General features: G+C 61.0%; 17 protein-coding genes. 8 read left to right on the forward strand and 9 right to left on the reverse strand.

Annotation, left to right across the window (positions count from 1 at the left end):
- Window positions 1-2: 2 nt before the first annotated feature.
- From CO657_RS34580 to CO657_RS34615, 8 genes are all read right to left on the reverse strand, one after another.
- On the reverse strand, window positions 3-998 hold the full coding sequence (locus tag CO657_RS34580) for a 5-oxoprolinase subunit C family protein (RefSeq protein WP_054183638.1): 996 nt from the start codon (window positions 996-998) through the stop codon (window positions 3-5).
- The gene (pxpB, locus tag CO657_RS34585; RefSeq protein WP_054183639.1) at window positions 995-1702 is read right to left on the reverse strand and encodes a 5-oxoprolinase subunit PxpB; all 708 of its coding nucleotides are present in this window, start codon (window positions 1700-1702) and stop codon (window positions 995-997) included. Before pxpB ends, CO657_RS34580 begins: the two co-directional genes overlap by 4 nt.
- On the reverse strand, window positions 1699-2124 hold the full coding sequence (locus CO657_RS34590; protein WP_054183640.1) for an acetyl-CoA carboxylase biotin carboxyl carrier protein: 426 nt from the start codon (window positions 2122-2124) through the stop codon (window positions 1699-1701). The genes pxpB and CO657_RS34590 overlap by 4 nt, the downstream gene beginning before the upstream one ends.
- Window positions 2121-3515, reverse strand: coding sequence for an acetyl-CoA carboxylase biotin carboxylase subunit (gene accC / locus CO657_RS34595; protein ID WP_054183641.1), 1395 nt, complete (start codon window positions 3513-3515; stop codon window positions 2121-2123). Before accC ends, CO657_RS34590 begins: the two co-directional genes overlap by 4 nt.
- Window positions 3515-3946, reverse strand: coding sequence for an acetyl-CoA carboxylase biotin carboxyl carrier protein (locus CO657_RS34600; protein ID WP_054183642.1), 432 nt, complete (start codon window positions 3944-3946; stop codon window positions 3515-3517). The genes accC and CO657_RS34600 overlap by 1 nt, the downstream gene beginning before the upstream one ends.
- Window positions 3947-4627: 681 nt before the next feature.
- Entirely contained in the window at window positions 4628-5218 is a 591-nt protein-coding gene (locus CO657_RS34605) for a hypothetical protein (protein WP_082366294.1), read from the reverse strand.
- Window positions 5219-5227: 9 nt separating this feature from the next.
- The gene (locus CO657_RS34610) at window positions 5228-6559 is read right to left on the reverse strand and encodes a gluzincin family metallopeptidase (protein WP_054183644.1); all 1332 of its coding nucleotides are present in this window, start codon (window positions 6557-6559) and stop codon (window positions 5228-5230) included.
- A 116-nt stretch (window positions 6560-6675) separates the two neighbouring features.
- Window positions 6676-8550, reverse strand: a complete 1875-nt coding sequence (locus CO657_RS34615) for an adenylate/guanylate cyclase domain-containing protein (protein WP_054183645.1) — start codon at window positions 8548-8550, stop codon at window positions 6676-6678.
- 274 nt (window positions 8551-8824) lie between these two features.
- On the opposite strand from CO657_RS34615, the gene CO657_RS34620 reads away from it, so the two are divergent.
- Together CO657_RS34620 and CO657_RS34625 are read left to right on the forward strand one after the other, a co-directional pair.
- On the forward strand, window positions 8825-9079 hold the full coding sequence (locus tag CO657_RS34620) for a type II toxin-antitoxin system Phd/YefM family antitoxin (RefSeq protein ID WP_054183646.1): 255 nt from the start codon (window positions 8825-8827) through the stop codon (window positions 9077-9079).
- On the forward strand, window positions 9076-9498 hold the full coding sequence (locus CO657_RS34625) for a type II toxin-antitoxin system VapC family toxin (RefSeq protein ID WP_054183647.1): 423 nt from the start codon (window positions 9076-9078) through the stop codon (window positions 9496-9498). The genes CO657_RS34620 and CO657_RS34625 overlap by 4 nt, the downstream gene beginning before the upstream one ends.
- 20 nt (window positions 9499-9518) lie before the next feature.
- On the opposite strand, the gene CO657_RS34630 is transcribed toward CO657_RS34625, so the two are convergent.
- On the reverse strand, window positions 9519-10589 hold the full coding sequence (locus CO657_RS34630; RefSeq protein ID WP_054183648.1) for a LacI family DNA-binding transcriptional regulator: 1071 nt from the start codon (window positions 10587-10589) through the stop codon (window positions 9519-9521).
- A gap of 222 nt (window positions 10590-10811) precedes the next feature.
- Here CO657_RS34630 and CO657_RS34635 point away from each other — a divergent pair, with 222 nt between their 5' ends.
- From CO657_RS34635 to CO657_RS34660, 6 genes are all read left to right on the forward strand, one after another.
- Entirely contained in the window at window positions 10812-11765 is a 954-nt protein-coding gene (locus CO657_RS34635; protein WP_054183649.1) for a sugar phosphate isomerase/epimerase family protein, read from the forward strand.
- 57 nt (window positions 11766-11822) lie between these two features.
- Window positions 11823-13055, forward strand: coding sequence for an ABC transporter substrate-binding protein (locus CO657_RS34640; protein ID WP_054183650.1), 1233 nt, complete (start codon window positions 11823-11825; stop codon window positions 13053-13055).
- 92 nt (window positions 13056-13147) lie between these two features.
- Window positions 13148-14035: a carbohydrate ABC transporter permease gene (locus CO657_RS34645; RefSeq protein WP_054183651.1), complete on the forward strand. Its 888-nt coding sequence runs from the start codon at window positions 13148-13150 to the stop codon at window positions 14033-14035.
- On the forward strand, window positions 14035-14919 hold the full coding sequence (locus CO657_RS34650) for a carbohydrate ABC transporter permease (RefSeq protein WP_054183652.1): 885 nt from the start codon (window positions 14035-14037) through the stop codon (window positions 14917-14919). The genes CO657_RS34645 and CO657_RS34650 overlap by 1 nt, the downstream gene beginning before the upstream one ends.
- Window positions 14920-14926: 7 nt before the next feature.
- Window positions 14927-16009 carry an ABC transporter ATP-binding protein gene (locus CO657_RS34655; protein ID WP_054183653.1) on the forward strand — a complete coding sequence of 361 codons (1083 nt, stop codon included), beginning with the start codon at window positions 14927-14929 and terminating at the stop codon, window positions 16007-16009.
- 84 nt (window positions 16010-16093) lie between these two features.
- Window positions 16094-17746: a GMC oxidoreductase gene (locus CO657_RS34660; protein ID WP_054183654.1), complete on the forward strand. Its 1653-nt coding sequence runs from the start codon at window positions 16094-16096 to the stop codon at window positions 17744-17746.
- Window positions 17747-17823 lie beyond the last annotated feature (77 nt).

Below are 17823 nucleotides of genomic sequence, written 5' to 3' on the forward strand. Positions count from 1 at the left end.
CCTTAGGCCATCGCCTTCAGGGCACGCTTGACCATCCCGGATGTCAGCCTGACATCCTCGACGTAACGGGCGACGGCCTGTTCGACCGCACGTGCTTCCGCATGCGTCGACCGGACGAATTTCAGGCGGGCGCCGATGCGGGCCTGACCGAGCCGCCAGAGGTCGCATTCGATCACGCCGGCGATCTTCGGATAGCCGCCGGCAGTATTCGCATCGCTCATCTGCACGATCGGTTCGCCGCCGGGCGGAACCTGGATCACGCCGGGCACGACGCCATGAGAGCGCATCTCGATGGTGGCGGTCGGCGTGATCGGCTCGCCGGACAGGCGGTAGCCCGTGCGGTCGCTGCGCGAGGAAATTCGCCAGATCTGGCTCCAGAAGGCTTCGCCGTCTCCGGCGAAAAGACCATGCTCGCCGGCAGGCAGAGCGCGGATCGGCAGCACGCCATCGACGGGCGCCGGGAAGACCTCACGCAGTGCCACCGCCGGCTCGATGACGGCGAGGCCCGTGGCCGGCAGCATGGCAATCTCCAAGTCCTCGCCGACCGCGATCCGATCGCCCTTCGCCAGCGGCCGGCCGGCATTGCCGCCGAAACCGCCGCGCAGCGACGTGCTGCGCGACCCCATGACAACTGGAATATCCAGCCCGCCGCCGACCGAAATATAGGCGCGCGCCAGCCGCGGGGGCTGCTTCAGTTCGAGAACCTGTCCGAGCTCCGCCATATAGGCGCACCAAGGAATGAGTTCCGATCCGTCGAGGTGAGGATGACCGTCGGTGCCGGTCACGGCAAAGACGGTGCGCCGCTCGAAACGCAGGCTGAACGGGAAGGTCTGCACCTCGATCACAGCCGCATTCTCGTCATTGCCGACGAGACTATTGCCGATCCTGACCGCCAGCGGATCCATCGCGCCGCTCGCCGACACGCCAATGTCACGATAGCCGGGGCGTCCGAGATCCTGCACGGTGTTGAACAGGCCGCTTTCCAAGATCTCGATCATAGCTCGATCCTTGCCGGCAGGAACCGCACCGTATCACCAGGCGCCATCACGGCGGGGTTCTGGGCGGTCGGGTCGAACATCTCGAGTGTCGCAAAGCCGATGGAGTTCCAGCCATTGGGGCCGGTCAGCATGGCGACGCCGGTCTGCATGCCGCCGATCGTCACGCAGCCCTTCGGCATCTTCAGCGACGGCACGGTCTTTCGCGGCATGTAGATGCGTGGATCGAGGCCGTGCAGATAGCCGAAACCGGGAGCACTGCCCAAGGCGAAGACACGGTAGGTCGCTTCATGATGGATGCGGACGACCTCGCGGTCGCTTAAGCCCGAGAGATCGCAAAGGGCGGGAAGATCGGTCGCATGTTCGCCGCCGTAACGGACGGGAATTTCGATGGTCTTGCCGTTGAGATCGATGCTCTGCGCATGCTCCCATGCCTCCAGCAGCCGGACGACCACCGCATCGGGATCCTCGGGCGTCTCCTTGAAGATTACCAGCAGGTTGGTCATCCCGGGAATATTTTCGGCAAGGTCCGCCCAGCGTCTCACCGTCTGAGACAGGGCCCAGATCCGCCGCTGCGCGATGAGATCGAAATCGCCCGGCGCCTCGAGCAGGAAGGATCTGGCCCCGATCGAGGAAACCCGCGCCCGGCTTTGGGTGGCCGGGATGATTTCGCGTGGGGAGGCATGTCTGTTCGTCGTGGCGATCATGATGGCAGCTCGATTTCGAACAGAGGGTCACCGAAGCCGACCAGGGTGTCGGGCTCGGCGAGGAGCCTGGTCAAGACACCGGAATGGCCGGCGCGAAGGGGAAGCAGCATATGCCCTACCCTGATGAAGCCGAGGACATCGGCATCGGATATGGAGCGCGGCAGAGTTTGAGGCGCGACGGCGGTGCCCGGATGTTCGGCGCAGAAATGCCCCGCCAGCGGCGCCTTGACGACGACAGCTGCAGAGTCCGAGGCGCGGGGTGTGGCTGCCGGCACGCTGATGCGGGCGGCGCCCTCCCCCGAAATGACGATGCGAATCTGCCCATCCGGCCGGGAGATTTCGAGGCCCTCCACGCCGGCGGCCGTCAGCGCGTCGGTGAGGAATGCAATGGTTGCGGGATCGCCGAAGTCGATGGCGCTCATGCCGCCGTCCTCCGCAGCTTCAGCCAGTGCTCGAGATAGTGGATATCGGTCTCACCGCGGGCGAATGCGTGGTCCTGGAACAGGGCGCGCAGGAAGGGGATATTGGTGGCGATGCCTTCGATCTCGGTGCCGGCAAGCGCTTCGCACATTCTGGCCATCGCTTTCGCCCGCGTCGGTGCGTGAACGATCAGCTTAGCGATCAGTGAGTCGTAATAGGGCGAGACCCTGTAGCCGGGATGAATATGCGTATCGACCCGGATGCCCGGCCCCTGCGGCAAAGTGAGATGCGTGACGACGCCGGCCGACGGCAGGAAGGTGTCGGGATCCTCGGCGTTGATGCGGCATTCGAAAGAGTGGCCCTCGCAGGTGATATCGCTCTGGGCGAGATCCAGAACGTCACCCTGGGCCGCCTTTATCTGCGCCTGGACGATATCGACCCCGCTCGACAGCTCGGTGACGGGATGCTCGACCTGAAGCCGCGTGTTCATCTCGATGAAATAGAAAGCGCCGTCCTCATAGAGGAATTCGAAAGTGCCGACGCCGCGGTAGCCGATCTGGCGGCAGGCCTGGACGCAGGCCATGCCGACCGGCTGGATGATCTCAGGCGCGATCCCGGGCGCCGGCGCCTCCTCCACCACTTTCTGATGGCGGCGCTGCATCGAGCAATCCCGATGTCCCAGCCACACGGCATTGCCGTGGTCGTCGCAAAGAACCTGGATCTCGATGTGGCGCGGATGCTCCAGGAATTTCTCCATGTAGAGGGCGGGCGAGCCGAAGGCCTTGCGCGCCTCTTCCCGGGTCAGCGCGATCGCTTCATGCAGCTGATCGGCCTTCAGCACGACGCGCATGCCGCGCCCGCCGCCCCCGCCGGACGCCTTGACGATGACGGGATAGCCGATCTCCAGCGCTATGCGCTCAATTGCTTCGGGTTCGTCGGGCAGCGCACTATCGGGACCGGGAACGCAGGGAACGCCGGCCGCCATCATCGCCCGCTTCGCCGCGATCTTGTCGCCCATGGTCGCGATCGATGCGGCCGTCGGGCCGATGAAGGTCAGTCCGGCCTTTTCGATGGCGTCGGCGAATGCGGCGTTCTCAGACAGAAAACCGTAACCGGGATGGATGGCGCCCGCTCCGGTCAGGCGTGCGGCGAGAAGGATGGCATCCTGATTGAGATAGCTCCTGCCTGCAGCCGACGGGCCGATGCAGAGAAAATGATCTGCGGTCTTGATATAAGGCGCTTGCCTATCCGCCTCGGAGCAGATGGCGACCGTCTTCAGGCCGAGTTCGCGGCAGGCACGCTGAACCCGGGCGGCGATCTCGCCGCGATTGGCGATGAGGACCGTATCGAAGCGGCGTCCCGAGGCAGCGGATTGTTCCGAGGTTTTCGGCATCAGGCGATCTCCGCCAGCAGGTCGCCGGTCTCGACCTCGCCATTGTCGATATCGGTCACGTGCGTGATGCGGCCGGATCGCGGCGCGGCGATCGTATTGAAGACCTTCATCGCCTCGATGATGAAAAGCGTCTGCCCCTCTTCCACCGCATCACCGATCGCGACGAATGGTGGCTCGCCGGGCGCCGGCGCCCGGTGCAACACGCCGAAGACGGGCGCCTTCACCGCATGCGAGGTTTTCTCGACGTTCGAAGGCGCAGCGGAGACGAGGTCTATCGCCGATTCGGGCTTTTGCGAGGACTCGGCAACGTCGGCCTCTGCCGGCGACGTGCGAAAGATCCGAACCGTCACGTCCTTTTCGGTCACGGTCAGCTCGGTAATATTCGATCGTCCGACAAAGTCGATCAGCGTCTTGATCTTCGAGAGGTCCATGTGCGTGCTCGGAATTTCAAATTCCACCGCGCAGACCTGAAGTCTCACGTCGCCCGGTGTCGTGATTTTCGTAGCACGACGTATGGGCTGATGGGGTCAGACGAAGTTTTGATGGAGCGCAAACCGCGCTTATGGGGAGATATCGCCGAATGCCCTTAATGGCACCCGGAGCCGTCGAGATGAAATAGAAACCGTGGCAGAGCAAAGCGGTTTTGGAAACCGCCCTCCGAGATGGTTCACATTTTGTCGCCGCCGCCTTTCCGTGGCAGCGCCGTCGAGTGATTGGTAAGTCGTTGACCATCAGCCCGCAACTGATCAATCTCTCGTAAGCTATACGACCTTGAATCCCGGTTGAGCATCTTGAAACTTGCCGTTCAATCTTATGGCAACCCACAAGTCTGTTCCGGTCGGAGCGCTAATGGGAGGCTTAGCTACCACCGACAATACCTCATCGGTACTCGTAGAAGAGTCAGTGATAGCTATTTTGAAGACCTCATCGCCGCCGTGTTCGTCGGTAGATACGTATACCTCGATCGTTTCTTTACTAAAGCCACGGCCTATTAGTCTGAAAGGCGTATCAACAAGTAACGGAGCAAGCACCTTCCTCGTGTCGAAACTGTCAATTTCAACTTCCGGTCTGCAATCGGACATATTTGCCTCCCTGTCCATCCTGTGCGTAGATCAATCATTGTCGCCCGGTCTGCGAGGTATGAATCCGCCTGATCTTGACATCACGCCACCGGAGCGGGACAAGGCGCCGCCCGATCTGGACATTCCGCCGCTCGCCATTCCTCTGGGATCAGCCGAAACCTCGGCCGAGATCAGGATTTGCTCAAAGGTTCCCGTTTCGGCATCCAGCCTCATCGAGAGATCGCCCTTGTCATAGGTCCAAACCCTCATATCCTTGGCGAGAGCTCCAATTTGGGAACCGAGGCCCGTTCGGGCACTCGAACCAGGGGATCGAGACAATCTGTCGTAGCCGAGATCGCTTGGCGCGGGATCGTCGGGATCCGCACCGGCGCCATGGACAACGAAGATTGCTGGCCGACCCAGTTCCATGAAAGCGCCCTCGAAAGAGAATGCATAGATTCGCGCTAGAACCGCATTGTCCGCACCAAGTTGACGCCTCAGAAAATTATTCTTTCCGACTTTAGGTATGCCCAAGGGCCCATAAACGCTGCCCCTAAGAATTAGATCACTAAGTGGGCGCCCAAACAGATATACTGCTGATACGCCTAATAAGGTTTCATTGTCTGCCACTTCCCCCTCCATCTACCCTGATTATTGACTGCCCATTGATCTCGACAACAGAACTTTCTCGCGAAAGGTCATTTTCGGAAGCTCTAGATAATCTATCGGCAGCAACGTTCGCGCAGAGTGGACGTGACTGTGATGCTCGCCGCCTTTGAGGTGCGGGCCAGCGTGCATTTCACCAATCGCCCGTCGCCTGAAGTTCCTACTGATGATCCGTGTGAACTGACCGCCACTTTCGTCCTGATCAATCGCAAGCATCGTTCTCGCGACGTCGCCGTAGTCGAGAAAGTCGGGAGCGAGAGCCCACAAGGTTTCCGCCAGATACGTCCCGACGATATCGCGGGCGTCGATCAATGCTTCGACAAACCCATCCGAATTCCGCGCGAAAGCACAGTCGAAAGCATGCTGCACAGGCGCCTCGGCGGCTGGATCGAACTCGGCAACATCCGCCAGATCTTCAACCGCATGGGAGATCAGGCCGCGCGCCACTAAGCTCTCATGAAAGATGTCGACGAGGATGTCGAATATCGCACCGGTCAGCGGCTGCGAAAGCTCGTGCTCGTCCTTCCACCCACGCGCAAACTCGGCCATCGTCCGTTTGTTGTTTGCCGACCGTATCTGGCGATGCGGCGAAAATTCCGAAAAGCGTGACAGGCGGTTTGCCCGGTAGAGGTTCCCGCGCGTCTCCGCGAGAACATTGTCGATTACCGACGGAAAATGCATGGCCGCGATCAGCGACACGCAGTCGGAGAAGGCCTCCTGAAAACCAAGATATTCGGGATACTCAGCTTCGGGGTGCGGCACGCCCAAAACGCTGAAGATGATCGCGTGCCCCACCTCGTGCGCGATGACGTCGAAATCCAGGCTGAAAGGAAGGACGCGGCCGTCGCTCTCGAACTGGCTGCCGACTTCGAGGAAACCATAGCCATACTGTGCGTTGTCCCAGCGCCGCAGTATCGAGATCTCCAGACGGTCATAATGATCACGAAAATGCCAGGTGAGCGGTTGGCCGAGATAGCGCTCCCACACATCCAGTGTGAACCGCACGCACCCAAAAACATGCGCGGCTTCGAAGCCAGCCATCGAAGGTCGGAGATAGTCGAAATTGCCGCACGCGTCGGGGGTGGCGGGCTCAAGGATTTTCCCGGTCCAAGGCGGCAGATACATGTATGGCGTACCGAGCGGCCCGCGGTTCAAGCCGTAAGGACCGGTCTTGCCGACCGGCTTCACAACGAACATGCGATCATCGGCCGGGCCGGCTGTCACGCGACCCAACGGAGACGAAACTTCGACGATCTCGGGACTAGACCGAGGGTCTTCAAATGGAGGCTGTACAAAAAGTCTGAACCGGGTGCCCATCCGCTCCCCCCTCAAAAGACTTTTATGCTGCCAGTTTAAGTTGACGATCGGCGCTCGCAAGAATTTTAGCAAGTAGTAAAATAGAATTAGAACTAGCCTGCAAAATGTACTGGGCGTTATTCTGACAGTTCAACCAAGCCTGAATAGCGAGGGTGACTGCGGATCGGATCGAGGTCGGAATCGTTCTTGAACCACAGCCGCATCTCGATGCCGACCTGAGGCATCCAGACCTCGAGCAAGTCTATCGCTCGCTCAATCTCGCCAAGCAGTGCATAAGTGCAAGCAGCATTGTACTGAATGTTGATATCGTCCGGATCCGTCGCCAGAGAACGGGCCAACCACTCCAGAGCCTGATCGCGGATACCGAGAAAGGCCAGCGCCGTCGCTCCCAGGCAGGCAACATTGGCATTCTCCGGATGTAGCCGCAGTTCTTCCTCAGCCTTTTTCAACGCGATCCGCGCATAGCTGCTGGCCTTGTCTATTTGCCCGAGCGAACGAAGGACGTTCACAAGCATGATCGGCGCACCATAATCGGCAGGCTTGATTTCCATCGCACGCTGGAAGTGCGTAGCCGCGAGTTCGAATTGACCTTCGGTGACGCAGAATTCGGCATAGTACCGATTTGCCTCGTGGCAATTGGCGTCGAGGGACAAAGCCTGCTCGAATGCAGAAACTGCCTCGGTGCGATTGCCGGCCACCGCCAACGCAAATCCTTTCGCCGCATGGGCTTCCGCCAGATTGGGATCGATAACGAGCGCCATCGTCGTATTCGCGAGAATGTCCTCTACCGGAATCTCGGTGCCGAACTGGGACCGCAGACGCGCATCGCAAACCGCGATTCCCGCATAGGCGCGGGCATAATTCGGATCCAATTCGATGGCTCGGGCGAAGCTTTGCCTGGCCATCAGATGGTTCGAGCGCGAGGCAATATGGTAGTATTCCCGCCCTCTGAGGAAATGCGTATAGGCTTCGACACTCTCTGTCGGCGCTTGCTCGATTGCCTCCTTTTCCTCCGGGAGCAGCTTGACCCTTAGTTGCTCGACAATTGCCTTCGTGATCTCGTCCTGCACTTCGAAGATATCGGTAAGGTCGCGGTCGTAACGCGCGGCCCAAACGTGACCGTCGCTAGCTGCGTCGATCAATTCGGCATTGATCCTCACATGGTTGCCGGCTTTGCGGACACTTCCCTCCACGACGTAGGCAACGCCGAGCTCCCTGGCGATGCGCTGCAGGTTCTCGCTCCGGCCTTTCCATGTGAAGACGGTGTTGCGGCTCAGGACAAATAGGCCTGAAACATTCGATAGATCAGTGATGATGTCCTCGGTGATGCCATCGCTGAAAAATTCCTGGGCGGGATCGTCGCTGATGTTGGCAAAGGGCAGGATTGCTACGGATGGCTTGTTGACGGGTGCCTGCGTGTGGCCGTTTGCGGCAAGCGGCACGCCTTCACCGGAGGCAACATTGCCCCAATCGGCGAAATAGACGTGCACCGGACGGGAGATGTTCTTGACGGTCTTTTCGCCCTGGTCTGCGAAGTCGAGACCGAGCTTGTTTGCGACTTCGTGGCGCACGGCTGCCGAACAGGCGATACCCCCAGGCGCCGCAAGGGCTTGCAGCCGGACCGCCACATTGATGCCGTCCCCATGAAAGTCGTCCTCGTCGAAGACGATGTCGCCCAGATTCAAGCCTATTCGGAACGCAAAATGCCTGTCCGCAGGAATGCCGATGTTGCGCTCCAGCATGCCGCGCTGGATTTCGACCGCACAACGTGCAGCGCTCAGCACGCTGCCGAACTCGACCAGGAAGCCGTCGCCCATTATCTTGATGATATGCCCGCCATGGGTTGTGACGGCAGGATCGAAGAGCTCCCGGCGATGTTGACGAAGGGCGTTGAGCGTCTCCTCTTCGTTTGCCTCCAGAAGACGGCTGTAGCCCACCACATCGGCAGCCAGGATAGCCGCCAGCCGACGTTCAAGAAGCTCTGCACACATGCCCGTCTCCCCAACGTGCTGGTGGCAATACTATGCAATTCTAGAAGCTAGCCGGTAATGTTGCCGGACGATTGTATTACTGACAACTAAAATCTCCCTCCCGGCCGTAAGAACTCCCGGAGTCGCAAGGTGACGGCAAGGTCGGCAATGCCGCAGGGCCTCCTTGGTCAGAGATATGGCTGACGCTGTCTGCAAATGAATTCAACGACGACACAATGCTTGTTCTGACGGCCGGCAGTGTTATATGTAGGTAAATACCTACATGAGGCATGTCATGACCGTTACCACGCTTTCCAGCCGCGAGCTCAATCACGATGTCAGCAGTGCGAAAAAAGCTGCAAAAAAGGGGCCGGTCATCATCACTGACCGCGGCAAGCCTTCCCATGTCCTTCTGACATATGAAGAATTTCAACGCCTTTCCGGCAGCCGCCAAAGCCTGGTCGATGGGCTTTCCATGCCGGGCCTGTCGGAAATCGATTTCATGCCATCGCGGGTCGAGATCAAAACCCGCGGAGTCGACCTGTCTTGAGCTATCTGCTGGATACGAATGTCATCTCGGAGCTGCGCAAGGTCGGTGATGGCAAGGCTGATCCTCAAGTCGTGGCGTGGATCGAAACGGCGAACGCTTCAGACTTTTATCTCTCTGCAATCACCATTCTCGAATTGGAACGCGGCGTGCTTGCCATCCAGCGACGAGATGCGCGCCAAGGTTCACGCCTGCGTACATGGCTGGACGACCATGTGCGCCCGGAATTCGCCGGCCGGATCCTGCCGATCGACGATGCCATTGCAACGCGTTGCGCGCATCTGCATATTCCCGACCGGCGCAACGAGGCCGATGCGTTGATTGCTGCGACCGCACTCGTTCACAATCTTACCGTGGTCACGCGAAACGTGAGAGATTTCGACGGCACCGGCGTCGTCATTGTCGATCCCTGGCAGGGTTGAGCAATGTGGACACCCTTATGTCAATCCTTCGGAGGGGCGATGCTTTCCCGCAGGATAAGCTGGCTGCGGACGACAGTCCGCAGCGTTTCTACGTTTTGCCTCTGGCCAATGGCGTCGAGCAGCAGTTCCACGGCGGCGCGGCCCATCTCTTCCACCGGCTGTTCGATCGTCGAGAGCGGCGGCGCGGAGAATTCGCAGACCGGGGAGCCGTCGAAAGAGACGACGGATAGATCATCGGGAATGCTCAGGCCCGCGCGCTTGATGCGGCTGACGAATGAAATGGCCATGTCGTCGCTGGTGGCGATGACCGCCGTCGGCTTTTCGGTCAACTCCGCGAAATCATCTGCCGCCTGTACGCCGATATCGAAACCGTGCTGATAATCGAGACGGCCGCCCGAGCGATGAACGGACTCCTTCGGTAAGCCGGCTGCCTGAAGCGCCTCGAGCACGCCGCCATAACGCTCGACGTCGTGATAATTGCCTTCAGGTCCGGCAAGATAGAAGAACCGCCGATGGCCTAGCCGTATCAGTTCGGCGGTGACGTCGCGCACAGCCTCGCGGTCGTTGGTCACGACGCTCTGCAGGCCCGCATCGCTCATGTCGAGCAGCATCGAAACGATCGGCAGGCCGGAATTTGCCAGCGAGCGCCCGTCGACCTCCGGAAGCTTCGACGACAGAATGATGGCGCCGCGGACGCTGCCGCCGAAGGCGAGGTCGAGAATGTGCCGCTCGGAAATCTCGTCGCGATCGAGGTTGGCGATCATCAGATTGTAGCCGCCCTGGATCAGCGATTTGTTGATGCTCTGCAGGACCTGGGGAATGATCTGCGAGACGCCGTAATAGAGCGATCCCGGTAGGATGATCATGATGATGTTGGATTTGCCGACCCTGAGGCCGCGCGCCATCGCATTCGGCGTATAGCCGAGCTGCTTGGCCGCCGCGTTGATCTTGGCGCGGGTCTTTTCGTTGACCCGCCCGGGATTGGCGAGCGCACGGCTGACCGTCGAGATCGCAACGCCGGCGAGCCGCGCGACATCGGCCATCAACGCGCCCGATTGATCCTCGCCGACCACATCCTTGTTTTTATTCACGTTTATTTCATTCCCTCGGATGCTTCGATTTGCAACTTTAAGACAGGCAGCGGTTGATAGCAAACGTTTGCCAAAAATCGCTTGCCAAAAAAACCAGCTTGGCTATCATCTCTAAATGGCAAACGATTGCCATTTCTTAATGCGTTGAAAATCCATGACTTATTGGATGTGGGACTGCTGTTCCGCACGCCGATGGGTCGTGCCTCGAGAAGTGGATAAATTATGGCTACTGGCGACAGGCTGCGTTTCGGCGTCGATCTCGTGACGTTCTTTCATGCCGGCTTCTGGGGCGTCGATAGCGATGATGCGATCGTTGCCTATGCGCGCGCCGAACCACGGGCATTCTGGGACAAGATCCTCGACAGCGTCCAGGCCTCCGGCGTTACCGGCGTCGAGCTGACTTTTTCTCCCTTCAACTGGCAGGATGCGATCAAGACCTATGGTTCGGTCGACGCTTTCGCAGCCGAGCTGGCAAAACGCGGCTTGACGCTCTGCAGCGGCTTCTTCGCGGAGCTGGAGGCGGCGGGCGATTTTGCCGACCCCGAGGCTCAGCGCGCGCTGATCGACAAGGCGAAACGCTATGCCGATTTCCTCAAAGCCTGCGGCAGCGACATCATGGTGATCGGCGCCCCGCTTCGCCAGACGCTCGGCGCTCAGCCAGTGCAGTTTCATGATTTCGACCGCGCCAAGGTGATTGCCGATTTTCTGAACCGGCTCGGCGCGACCCTCTACGCCAGGGGCGTGCGGCTGGCGCTGCATACCGAGGCGCATTCGATCTTTGCGGCCGCGCGTGACGTCGACCTGATGATGCTTCTGACCGACCCGGCCTATGTGCATATGTGCCCGGACACGGCCCATATCATCGTTGCGGGCTCCGATCCCGTCCAACTCGTCGATCGCCATCACGAGCGGATGATCATCGCCCATTGGAAGGATGCGATCGGCCCCATGCCCGCCGATACGGCGATCGACAAACATATCCACGATCGCCACCGTCCCTATTTCTGCGGCTTCGGCCTCGGTCGGGTCGACTGGCCGGCCTGGATCCGGCTGCTGCGCGACCGTGCCTATGAAGGCTGGGCAATTCTCGAACTCGATGCCGCGCCGGACCCCGTCCGCGACATCGCCAACGGGCTCACGCTCGTCCGGCAGGCGCTCCTGCCGATCTATCGCTGACGACTATTTCCAAGACAACGAACGCCCCGCAAAGAGGGTATTTCAAGAGGTGGAACAATGAAGACAATGATGAAGCTTTTTCTTGCCGGTGTGGCATTCGCCGGTTTCTTCGCTTCGGCGCATGCTGAGGACAAGCCGACAATCGAGATCATGTCGTCCTGGACGTCGGGCGGCGAAGCGGCAGCCCTCAATGTCGTCAAGACCGAATTCGAAAAGCGCGGCGGCGTCTGGAAGGATTCTTCGATCGCCGGCTTCGGCGCCGCCGATGCCGCCTTCCAGAACCGTATCGTCGCCGGTGACGCGCCCGGCGCGAAACAGGGCGTCATCGGTCTCGCCGCTGCGGATTTCGTCAGCCAGGGACTGTTCAATCCGATCGACGACGTCGCCGCTGCCGGCAAATGGGCCGACGTCCTGCCGAAATCGATCCATGATCTCATCTCTTATGACGGCAAGGTCTATCTCTCGCCAACCGGCGCCCATGGCGAAAGCTGGGTCTTTTATTCCAAGGAAGCCTTCGCCAAGGCCGGCATCGCCGAGGAGCCCAAGAGCTGGGACGAGTTCTTCGCCGATTTCGACAAGCTGAAGGCTGCCGGCATCGTTCCCGTTGCCTGGGGCGGCCAGCCCTGGCAGCAGACCAAGGTCTTCAACATGATCCTGCTCTCGCAGGTCGGGATCGACGGCTTCCTGAAGATCTATGTCGACAAGGACAAGAGCCAGGCTTCCATCGACGGCGTGAAGAAGACCCTGGAAATCCTCGGCAAGCTGCGCGGCTATGTCGATGCGGGCGCTGCCGGCCGCAATTGGAACGACGCAACGGCGATGCTGATCACCGCCAAGGCCGGCGTGCAGTTCATGGGCGACTGGGCAAAGGGCGAATTCACCGTTGCCGGCAAGCAACCGGGCAAGGATTATGGCTGCATGATCGTGCCGGAGTCCAAGGGCATGGTCTATATCGCCGACTCCCTCTGGTTCCCGAAGACCGGCAATGCCGCGACCGACAAGGCGCAGAAACTTCTCGCCGAAGTCGTCATGGATCCCGCGGTGCAGGTCGAATTCGCTTTGAAGAAGGGCTCGGTTCCGATGCGCACCGATGTCGACAAGTCGAAGCTTGATGTCTGCGCCCAGAAGGGTGTCGAGTTGATGGCTTCCGGTGCGATCGTCCCGGATCAGGCAATCGTGCTGACACCCCAGCAGGTCGGCGCGCTCGACGATTTCGTCGACGAATATTGGAGCGGTAGCTCGAACGATACGGCCTCTGCGGCTGAGAATTTCTTCGCCGTCTTCGAATAGAATAGTGCCTGCGGCGTCGGCCTGATCCCGGCGCCGCGGCAGCCGCCGCTGCCTCGCGCGGTGTGCCCCGCTTTCCGTCAACGAGCTGGCCGATGCCCATCAAACGCAAACCCAATCTTGCCGCCACCATCGCCCTGCTGCCGACTTGGTTCGCCGCGGTCGCGGTCTTCATTGGCACCATGGCCTGGTCGATCCGACTGTCCTTCACCAACTCGACGCTTTTTCCATCCTCGACCTATGTCGGATTTGCCCAGTATTCGAAGCTGTTCTCTTCCGCCAAGTGGCTCGCATCGCTGCAAAACGTGTTAATCTTCGGCGTGCTTTACGTCGCAGGCTGCCTTTTGCTCGGCTTTCTGCTGGCCGCGGCGCTGGATCGCAAGATCCGCTTCGAGAGCGCCTTCAGAACCATCTTCCTCTATCCCTACGCCATGTCCTTCGTGGTGACCGGGCTGATCTGGCAGTGGATGCTCAATCCGACGCTCGGCATCCAGGCGAGTGTGCGGTCGCTCGGCTGGGAAAGCTTCGTCCTCGACTGGGTGGTCAACCGCGACATGGCGATCTATGCGCTGGTGCTTGCCGGCGTCTGGCAGGGTGCGGGGCTGGTGATGGTCATCGCGCTTGCCGGCATGCGCGGCATCGAGGCCGAGCATTGGAAGGCGGCGCGCATCGACGGCATTCCCGTCTGGCGCATCTACATCTCGATTATCCTGCCGCAGCTCGGGCCGGCGCTGGCGGCAGCCGGCATGCTGCTCGCCATGGGGGTGATCAAGACCTACGACATCGTCGTCGCCATGACGAATGGCGGTCCCGGCAATGCGACGGAGGTGCCGGCAAAATTCATCATGGACAATCTGTTCGGGCGCCAGAACCTCGGCCTCGCCACAGCCGGCGCCACGGTTCTTGTCCTCGGCGTCATCATCGCCGTCGCTCCGTTCCGCTACGCGATGCATATGCGCGCCAGAGCGAAGGGAGCCGCGTGATGACCGGTCCCCATCCGAACGGCCCGAAACCGGCGCGCCTGACGGCCGGACGCATCGGCCTCTATGCCTTCCTGGTCGTTGCCGCGCTTTTCTTTCTTCTGCCGCTCTATACGATGGTCGTCACCTCGCTGAAGTCGATGGACGAAATCCGGCTCGGTCAGATCTTTGCCCTGCCGGCGAGGCTCGATTTCTCCGCCTGGGCGACCGCCTGGTCGGGCGCCTGCATGGGAACCGTCTGCGTCGGCATTCGCAGCGGCTTCTGGAATTCGGTGGCGATAACCGTTCCCGCGGTCGTGCTCTCGGTCTTCATCGGCGCCGTCAACGGCTATGCGCTGTCGCTCTGGCGCCCTCGCGGGGCAAATCTGCTCTTCGGCCTGCTGATGGCCGGCGGTCTCATCCCCTATCAGATCTTCCTTTATCCCATGGTCCGGGTGATGGCGAATATCGAGCTCTACAATTCGCTCGCCGGCATCATTCTCGTGCATGTCATCTTCGGCCTGCCGCTGGTGACGCTGCTGTTCCGCAACTATTTCGTCAGCGTGCCGGAGGAGCTCTGCAAGGCGGCGCGCGTCGACGGCGCCGGCTTCTGGCGCATCTTTTTCGAGATCATGCTGCCGATCGCCGTGCCGATGGTTGTGGTGGTCTCCATGCTGCAGTTCACCGGCATCTGGAACGACTTCCTGCTCGGTCTGGTTTTTGCCGGGCGCGACAACCTGCCGATGACCGTGCAGCTCAACAATATCGTCAACACCACGATGGGCGAGCGGACCTACAACGTGAACATGGCGGCGACGATCCTCACCGCCCTCGTTCCGCTCGCCATTTATTTCCTGTCCGGCCGCTGGTTCGTGCGCGGCATCGCCGCCGGCGCAGTCAAGGGGTAACGCTTCCATGCAGTCTGCCGTCTCCGTCAAGGACCTGAAGATCGCCTATGGCGACCATACGGTGATCGAAAAGCTGTCGATCGATATCACCCCGCAGGAATTCCTGGTGCTGCTCGGCCCTTCCGGCTGCGGCAAGTCAACGCTTCTGAGCGCCATTGCCGGCCTCCAGGACATTTCATCGGGCGAGGTGTGGATCTCAGGCAAGAACGTCAGCTGGGAGGAACCGAAGGACCGCGGCATCGGCATGGTCTTTCAGTCCTATGCGCTTTACCCACGCATGTCGGTCCGCAAGAACCTCTCATTCGGGCTTCGTGTCGCCGGTCTGCCGAAAGCCGAGATCGAAGCGCGTGTCGCCCGCACCGCCGCCCTCCTCCATCTCGACACGCTGCTCGACAGGCGACCTGCAGAGCTCTCCGGCGGCCAGCGCCAGCGCGTCGCCATCGGCCGGGCGCTGGTGCGGGAAGTCGATGTCTTCCTCTTCGACGAACCGCTGTCGAACCTCGACGCCAAGCTGCGCAACGAATTGCGCGTCGAGATCAAGAAGCTGCATCAGCGCCTCGGCAACACCATGATCTACGTGACCCATGACCAGGTCGAGGCGCTGACGCTTGCCGATCGCATCGCCATTATGCGCGACGGTCTGATCCAGCAGCTTGCTTCGCCGGCCGAGATCTACCGCCGCCCGGCCAATCTCTTCGTCGCCGGTTTCATCGGTGCGCCGGCGATGAATTTCGTCGAGGGTCGGATCGAGCGCAGCGGCGCCTCGCCAGTCTTCCGGAGCAAGGGGCTCGCCGTCGAGCTCTCCGCCTATGCCTTTAGTGCGGGAGCGGCGGAAGGACCGGCAACGCTCGGCTTTCGTCCCGAGCACCTCGTGCTCGACGGGGCGGTAAGCCGCCTGCCCACCATTCCCGGCCGCGTTTCGGTCGTCGAGCCGATGGGTTCGGACGCCGTCGTCTGGTTCGACTGGGCCGATCAAAGCCTCTCGCTCAGGCTGATGGGCGACGTGGACCTGCAGCCGGGCGACGCCGTGGCGCCCGGGCTCGATATCGCCAAGGCGTCGCTCTTCGGCGCCGACGGATCGCGGCTCTGATGCGCCGCCCCTTTGTTTTCTCGCAATTGCCGCCGAGCTGCGCGCCGTTTTGAGCAATTGCTCCAGGACAGGATTTGGAAAGACATGTCTGAGATCGTTTATGATGCGCTGGTGATCGGCTCCGGCGCGGCGGGTTCCTTCGCGGTCAAAGAACTGACGGCGCAAGGACTGTCGGTGCTGCTTCTGGAGGCCGGTCCTACCGTCGGACCTCAAGATTTCGACCCCGCGCGCAAGAAGGCGCCCGCCAGCAGCATCAATATCTGGGAGCGCGCGCGCGCCACCATCAAGGGCCAGCCGATCCAGGCGCGGGCGGCTTTTTTTACCGAGCGCTTCAGCCACTTCTTCGTCAACGACCGCAAGAACCCCTATACGACGCCGAAGGGCGAGCCCTTCCTGTGGATCCGTGGCCGCCAGGGCGGCGGGCGCCTGCACAGTTTCGGCCGTGTGCTGCTGCGCTGGACCGACGACGATTTCAAGATCCGGTCGCGCATGGGAAAGGGCGTGGACTGGCCGGTCTCCTATGACGAGCTGACGCCTTTTTACGACGAAGTGGAAACCTATCTCGGGCTTTACGGCAACAAGGATGATGTGCCGAGCCTGCCGGATGGCATCTATGCCAGACCGGCTGGCCTGACGCCCGCCGAGCAGGTCTTCAAGCAGGCGGTCGAAAGCCGTTGGCCGCAGAGGCACGTCGTCTCCTGGCGCTACATCGCCCCGCACGCCGAACGCATGCCGCGGCCGCTCCGGGACGCCAAGGCCACCGGCCGGCTGACGGTCCGCTACGACGCCGTGGTTCGCCGCATCACCACCGATGGGAAAACCGGCCGCGCCACCGGCGCCGAATTCATCGACCGCAATACGGGAGAAATATCGACGGCCCGTGCCGCGACGGTGGTTCTTTCCGCCTCGCCGATCGAGAGCGTCCGGCTGCTGCTGAATTCTGCTTCGGCTAGACATCCTGACGGCCTCGGCAACAGCTCGGGCGTCCTCGGCCGCTACTTCATGGACCAGCTTCCCTGCCTCGCCTTCGGTTCCTTTTCGAAGGCGAAGGGCTGGGCGCACGATGAATCCGCTCCGATCGACCCGTTCTACAATCCGTCGGGCGGGATCTTCATCCCCCGCTTCGGCGAAAGCGATGCCGCCCGCGGCGATTTCGACTACCAGGGCAGCGTCGGCCGCGCACCGGTCTCCGATAATGCCGATGCGCGTCTCGCTTTCTTCGGCTTCGGCCGAATGCTGCCCTATGCCGACAATCGCATCACCCTCGATGGCAGGCGCAAGGACGCCTGGAACATTCCCGTGCCGCATATCCGCTGCGTTATGCAGGCGGAGGAGCAGGCGCTGCTTCGCCGGCAGGAGGAAACACTGATCGCCATGATCAGGGAGGTCGGCGGCGAACTCGAATTCATCGGCTCGCCCACCGGCCTCAAGGAGATGGGCAAAGGCGCCTTTCCCGACGCCGATGCCTTCAGCCGCTTCATGTTCCGCACATGGTTCCGCAAGACCATGTGCATGGGTGCGGCAATCCATGAAACCGGCGGTGCGCGCATGGGCGAAAGCCCGGAGGCGTCGGTGCTCAACCCCTTCAACCAGGTCTGGGATGCCCCGAACCTCATCGTCACCGACGCCGGCGCCTTCCCCGGCAGCGGCATCGCCGGCACGACGCTGACTGTCATGGCCCTGACGATCCGCGCCTGCCGAAACCTTGTCGATCGGTATCGGGCGGGGCAGCTGTAGGCGCGCTTGGAACGACAGACGGGGGTAACCGTTTCAGCTTCGATCAGTGGTCGTCATATAACCTTCGCACTGGCATG

It is taken from the genome of Rhizobium acidisoli, assembly GCF_002531755.2.
GTDB classification, from domain to species: domain Bacteria; phylum Pseudomonadota; class Alphaproteobacteria; order Rhizobiales; family Rhizobiaceae; genus Rhizobium; species Rhizobium acidisoli.

Coding starts and splice junctions, on each gene's coding strand:
- CO657_RS34620 (WP_054183646.1), top strand. CDS start 8,825: ATGACCGTTACCACGCTTTCCAGCCGCGAGCTCAATCACGATGTCAGC.
- CO657_RS34580 (WP_054183638.1), bottom strand. CDS start 998: ATGATCGAGATCTTGGAAAGCGGCCTGTTCAACACCGTGCAGGATCTC.
- CO657_RS34645 (WP_054183651.1), top strand. CDS start 13,148: ATGCCCATCAAACGCAAACCCAATCTTGCCGCCACCATCGCCCTGCTG.
- CO657_RS34655 (WP_054183653.1), top strand. CDS start 14,927: ATGCAGTCTGCCGTCTCCGTCAAGGACCTGAAGATCGCCTATGGCGAC.
- CO657_RS34660 (WP_054183654.1), top strand. CDS start 16,094: ATGTCTGAGATCGTTTATGATGCGCTGGTGATCGGCTCCGGCGCGGCG.
- CO657_RS34610 (WP_054183644.1), bottom strand. CDS start 6,559: ATGGGCACCCGGTTCAGACTTTTTGTACAGCCTCCATTTGAAGACCCT.
- accC (WP_054183641.1), bottom strand. CDS start 3,515: ATGCCGAAAACCTCGGAACAATCCGCTGCCTCGGGACGCCGCTTCGAT.
- pxpB (WP_054183639.1), bottom strand. CDS start 1,702: ATGATCGCCACGACGAACAGACATGCCTCCCCACGCGAAATCATCCCG.
- CO657_RS34615 (WP_054183645.1), bottom strand. CDS start 8,550: ATGTGTGCAGAGCTTCTTGAACGTCGGCTGGCGGCTATCCTGGCTGCC.
- CO657_RS34600 (WP_054183642.1), bottom strand. CDS start 3,946: ATGGACCTCTCGAAGATCAAGACGCTGATCGACTTTGTCGGACGATCG.
- CO657_RS34640 (WP_054183650.1), top strand. CDS start 11,823: ATGAAGACAATGATGAAGCTTTTTCTTGCCGGTGTGGCATTCGCCGGT.
- CO657_RS34635 (WP_054183649.1), top strand. CDS start 10,812: ATGGCTACTGGCGACAGGCTGCGTTTCGGCGTCGATCTCGTGACGTTC.
- CO657_RS34605 (WP_082366294.1), bottom strand. CDS start 5,218: ATGGAGGGGGAAGTGGCAGACAATGAAACCTTATTAGGCGTATCAGCA.
- CO657_RS34650 (WP_054183652.1), top strand. CDS start 14,035: ATGACCGGTCCCCATCCGAACGGCCCGAAACCGGCGCGCCTGACGGCC.
- CO657_RS34590 (WP_054183640.1), bottom strand. CDS start 2,124: ATGAGCGCCATCGACTTCGGCGATCCCGCAACCATTGCATTCCTCACC.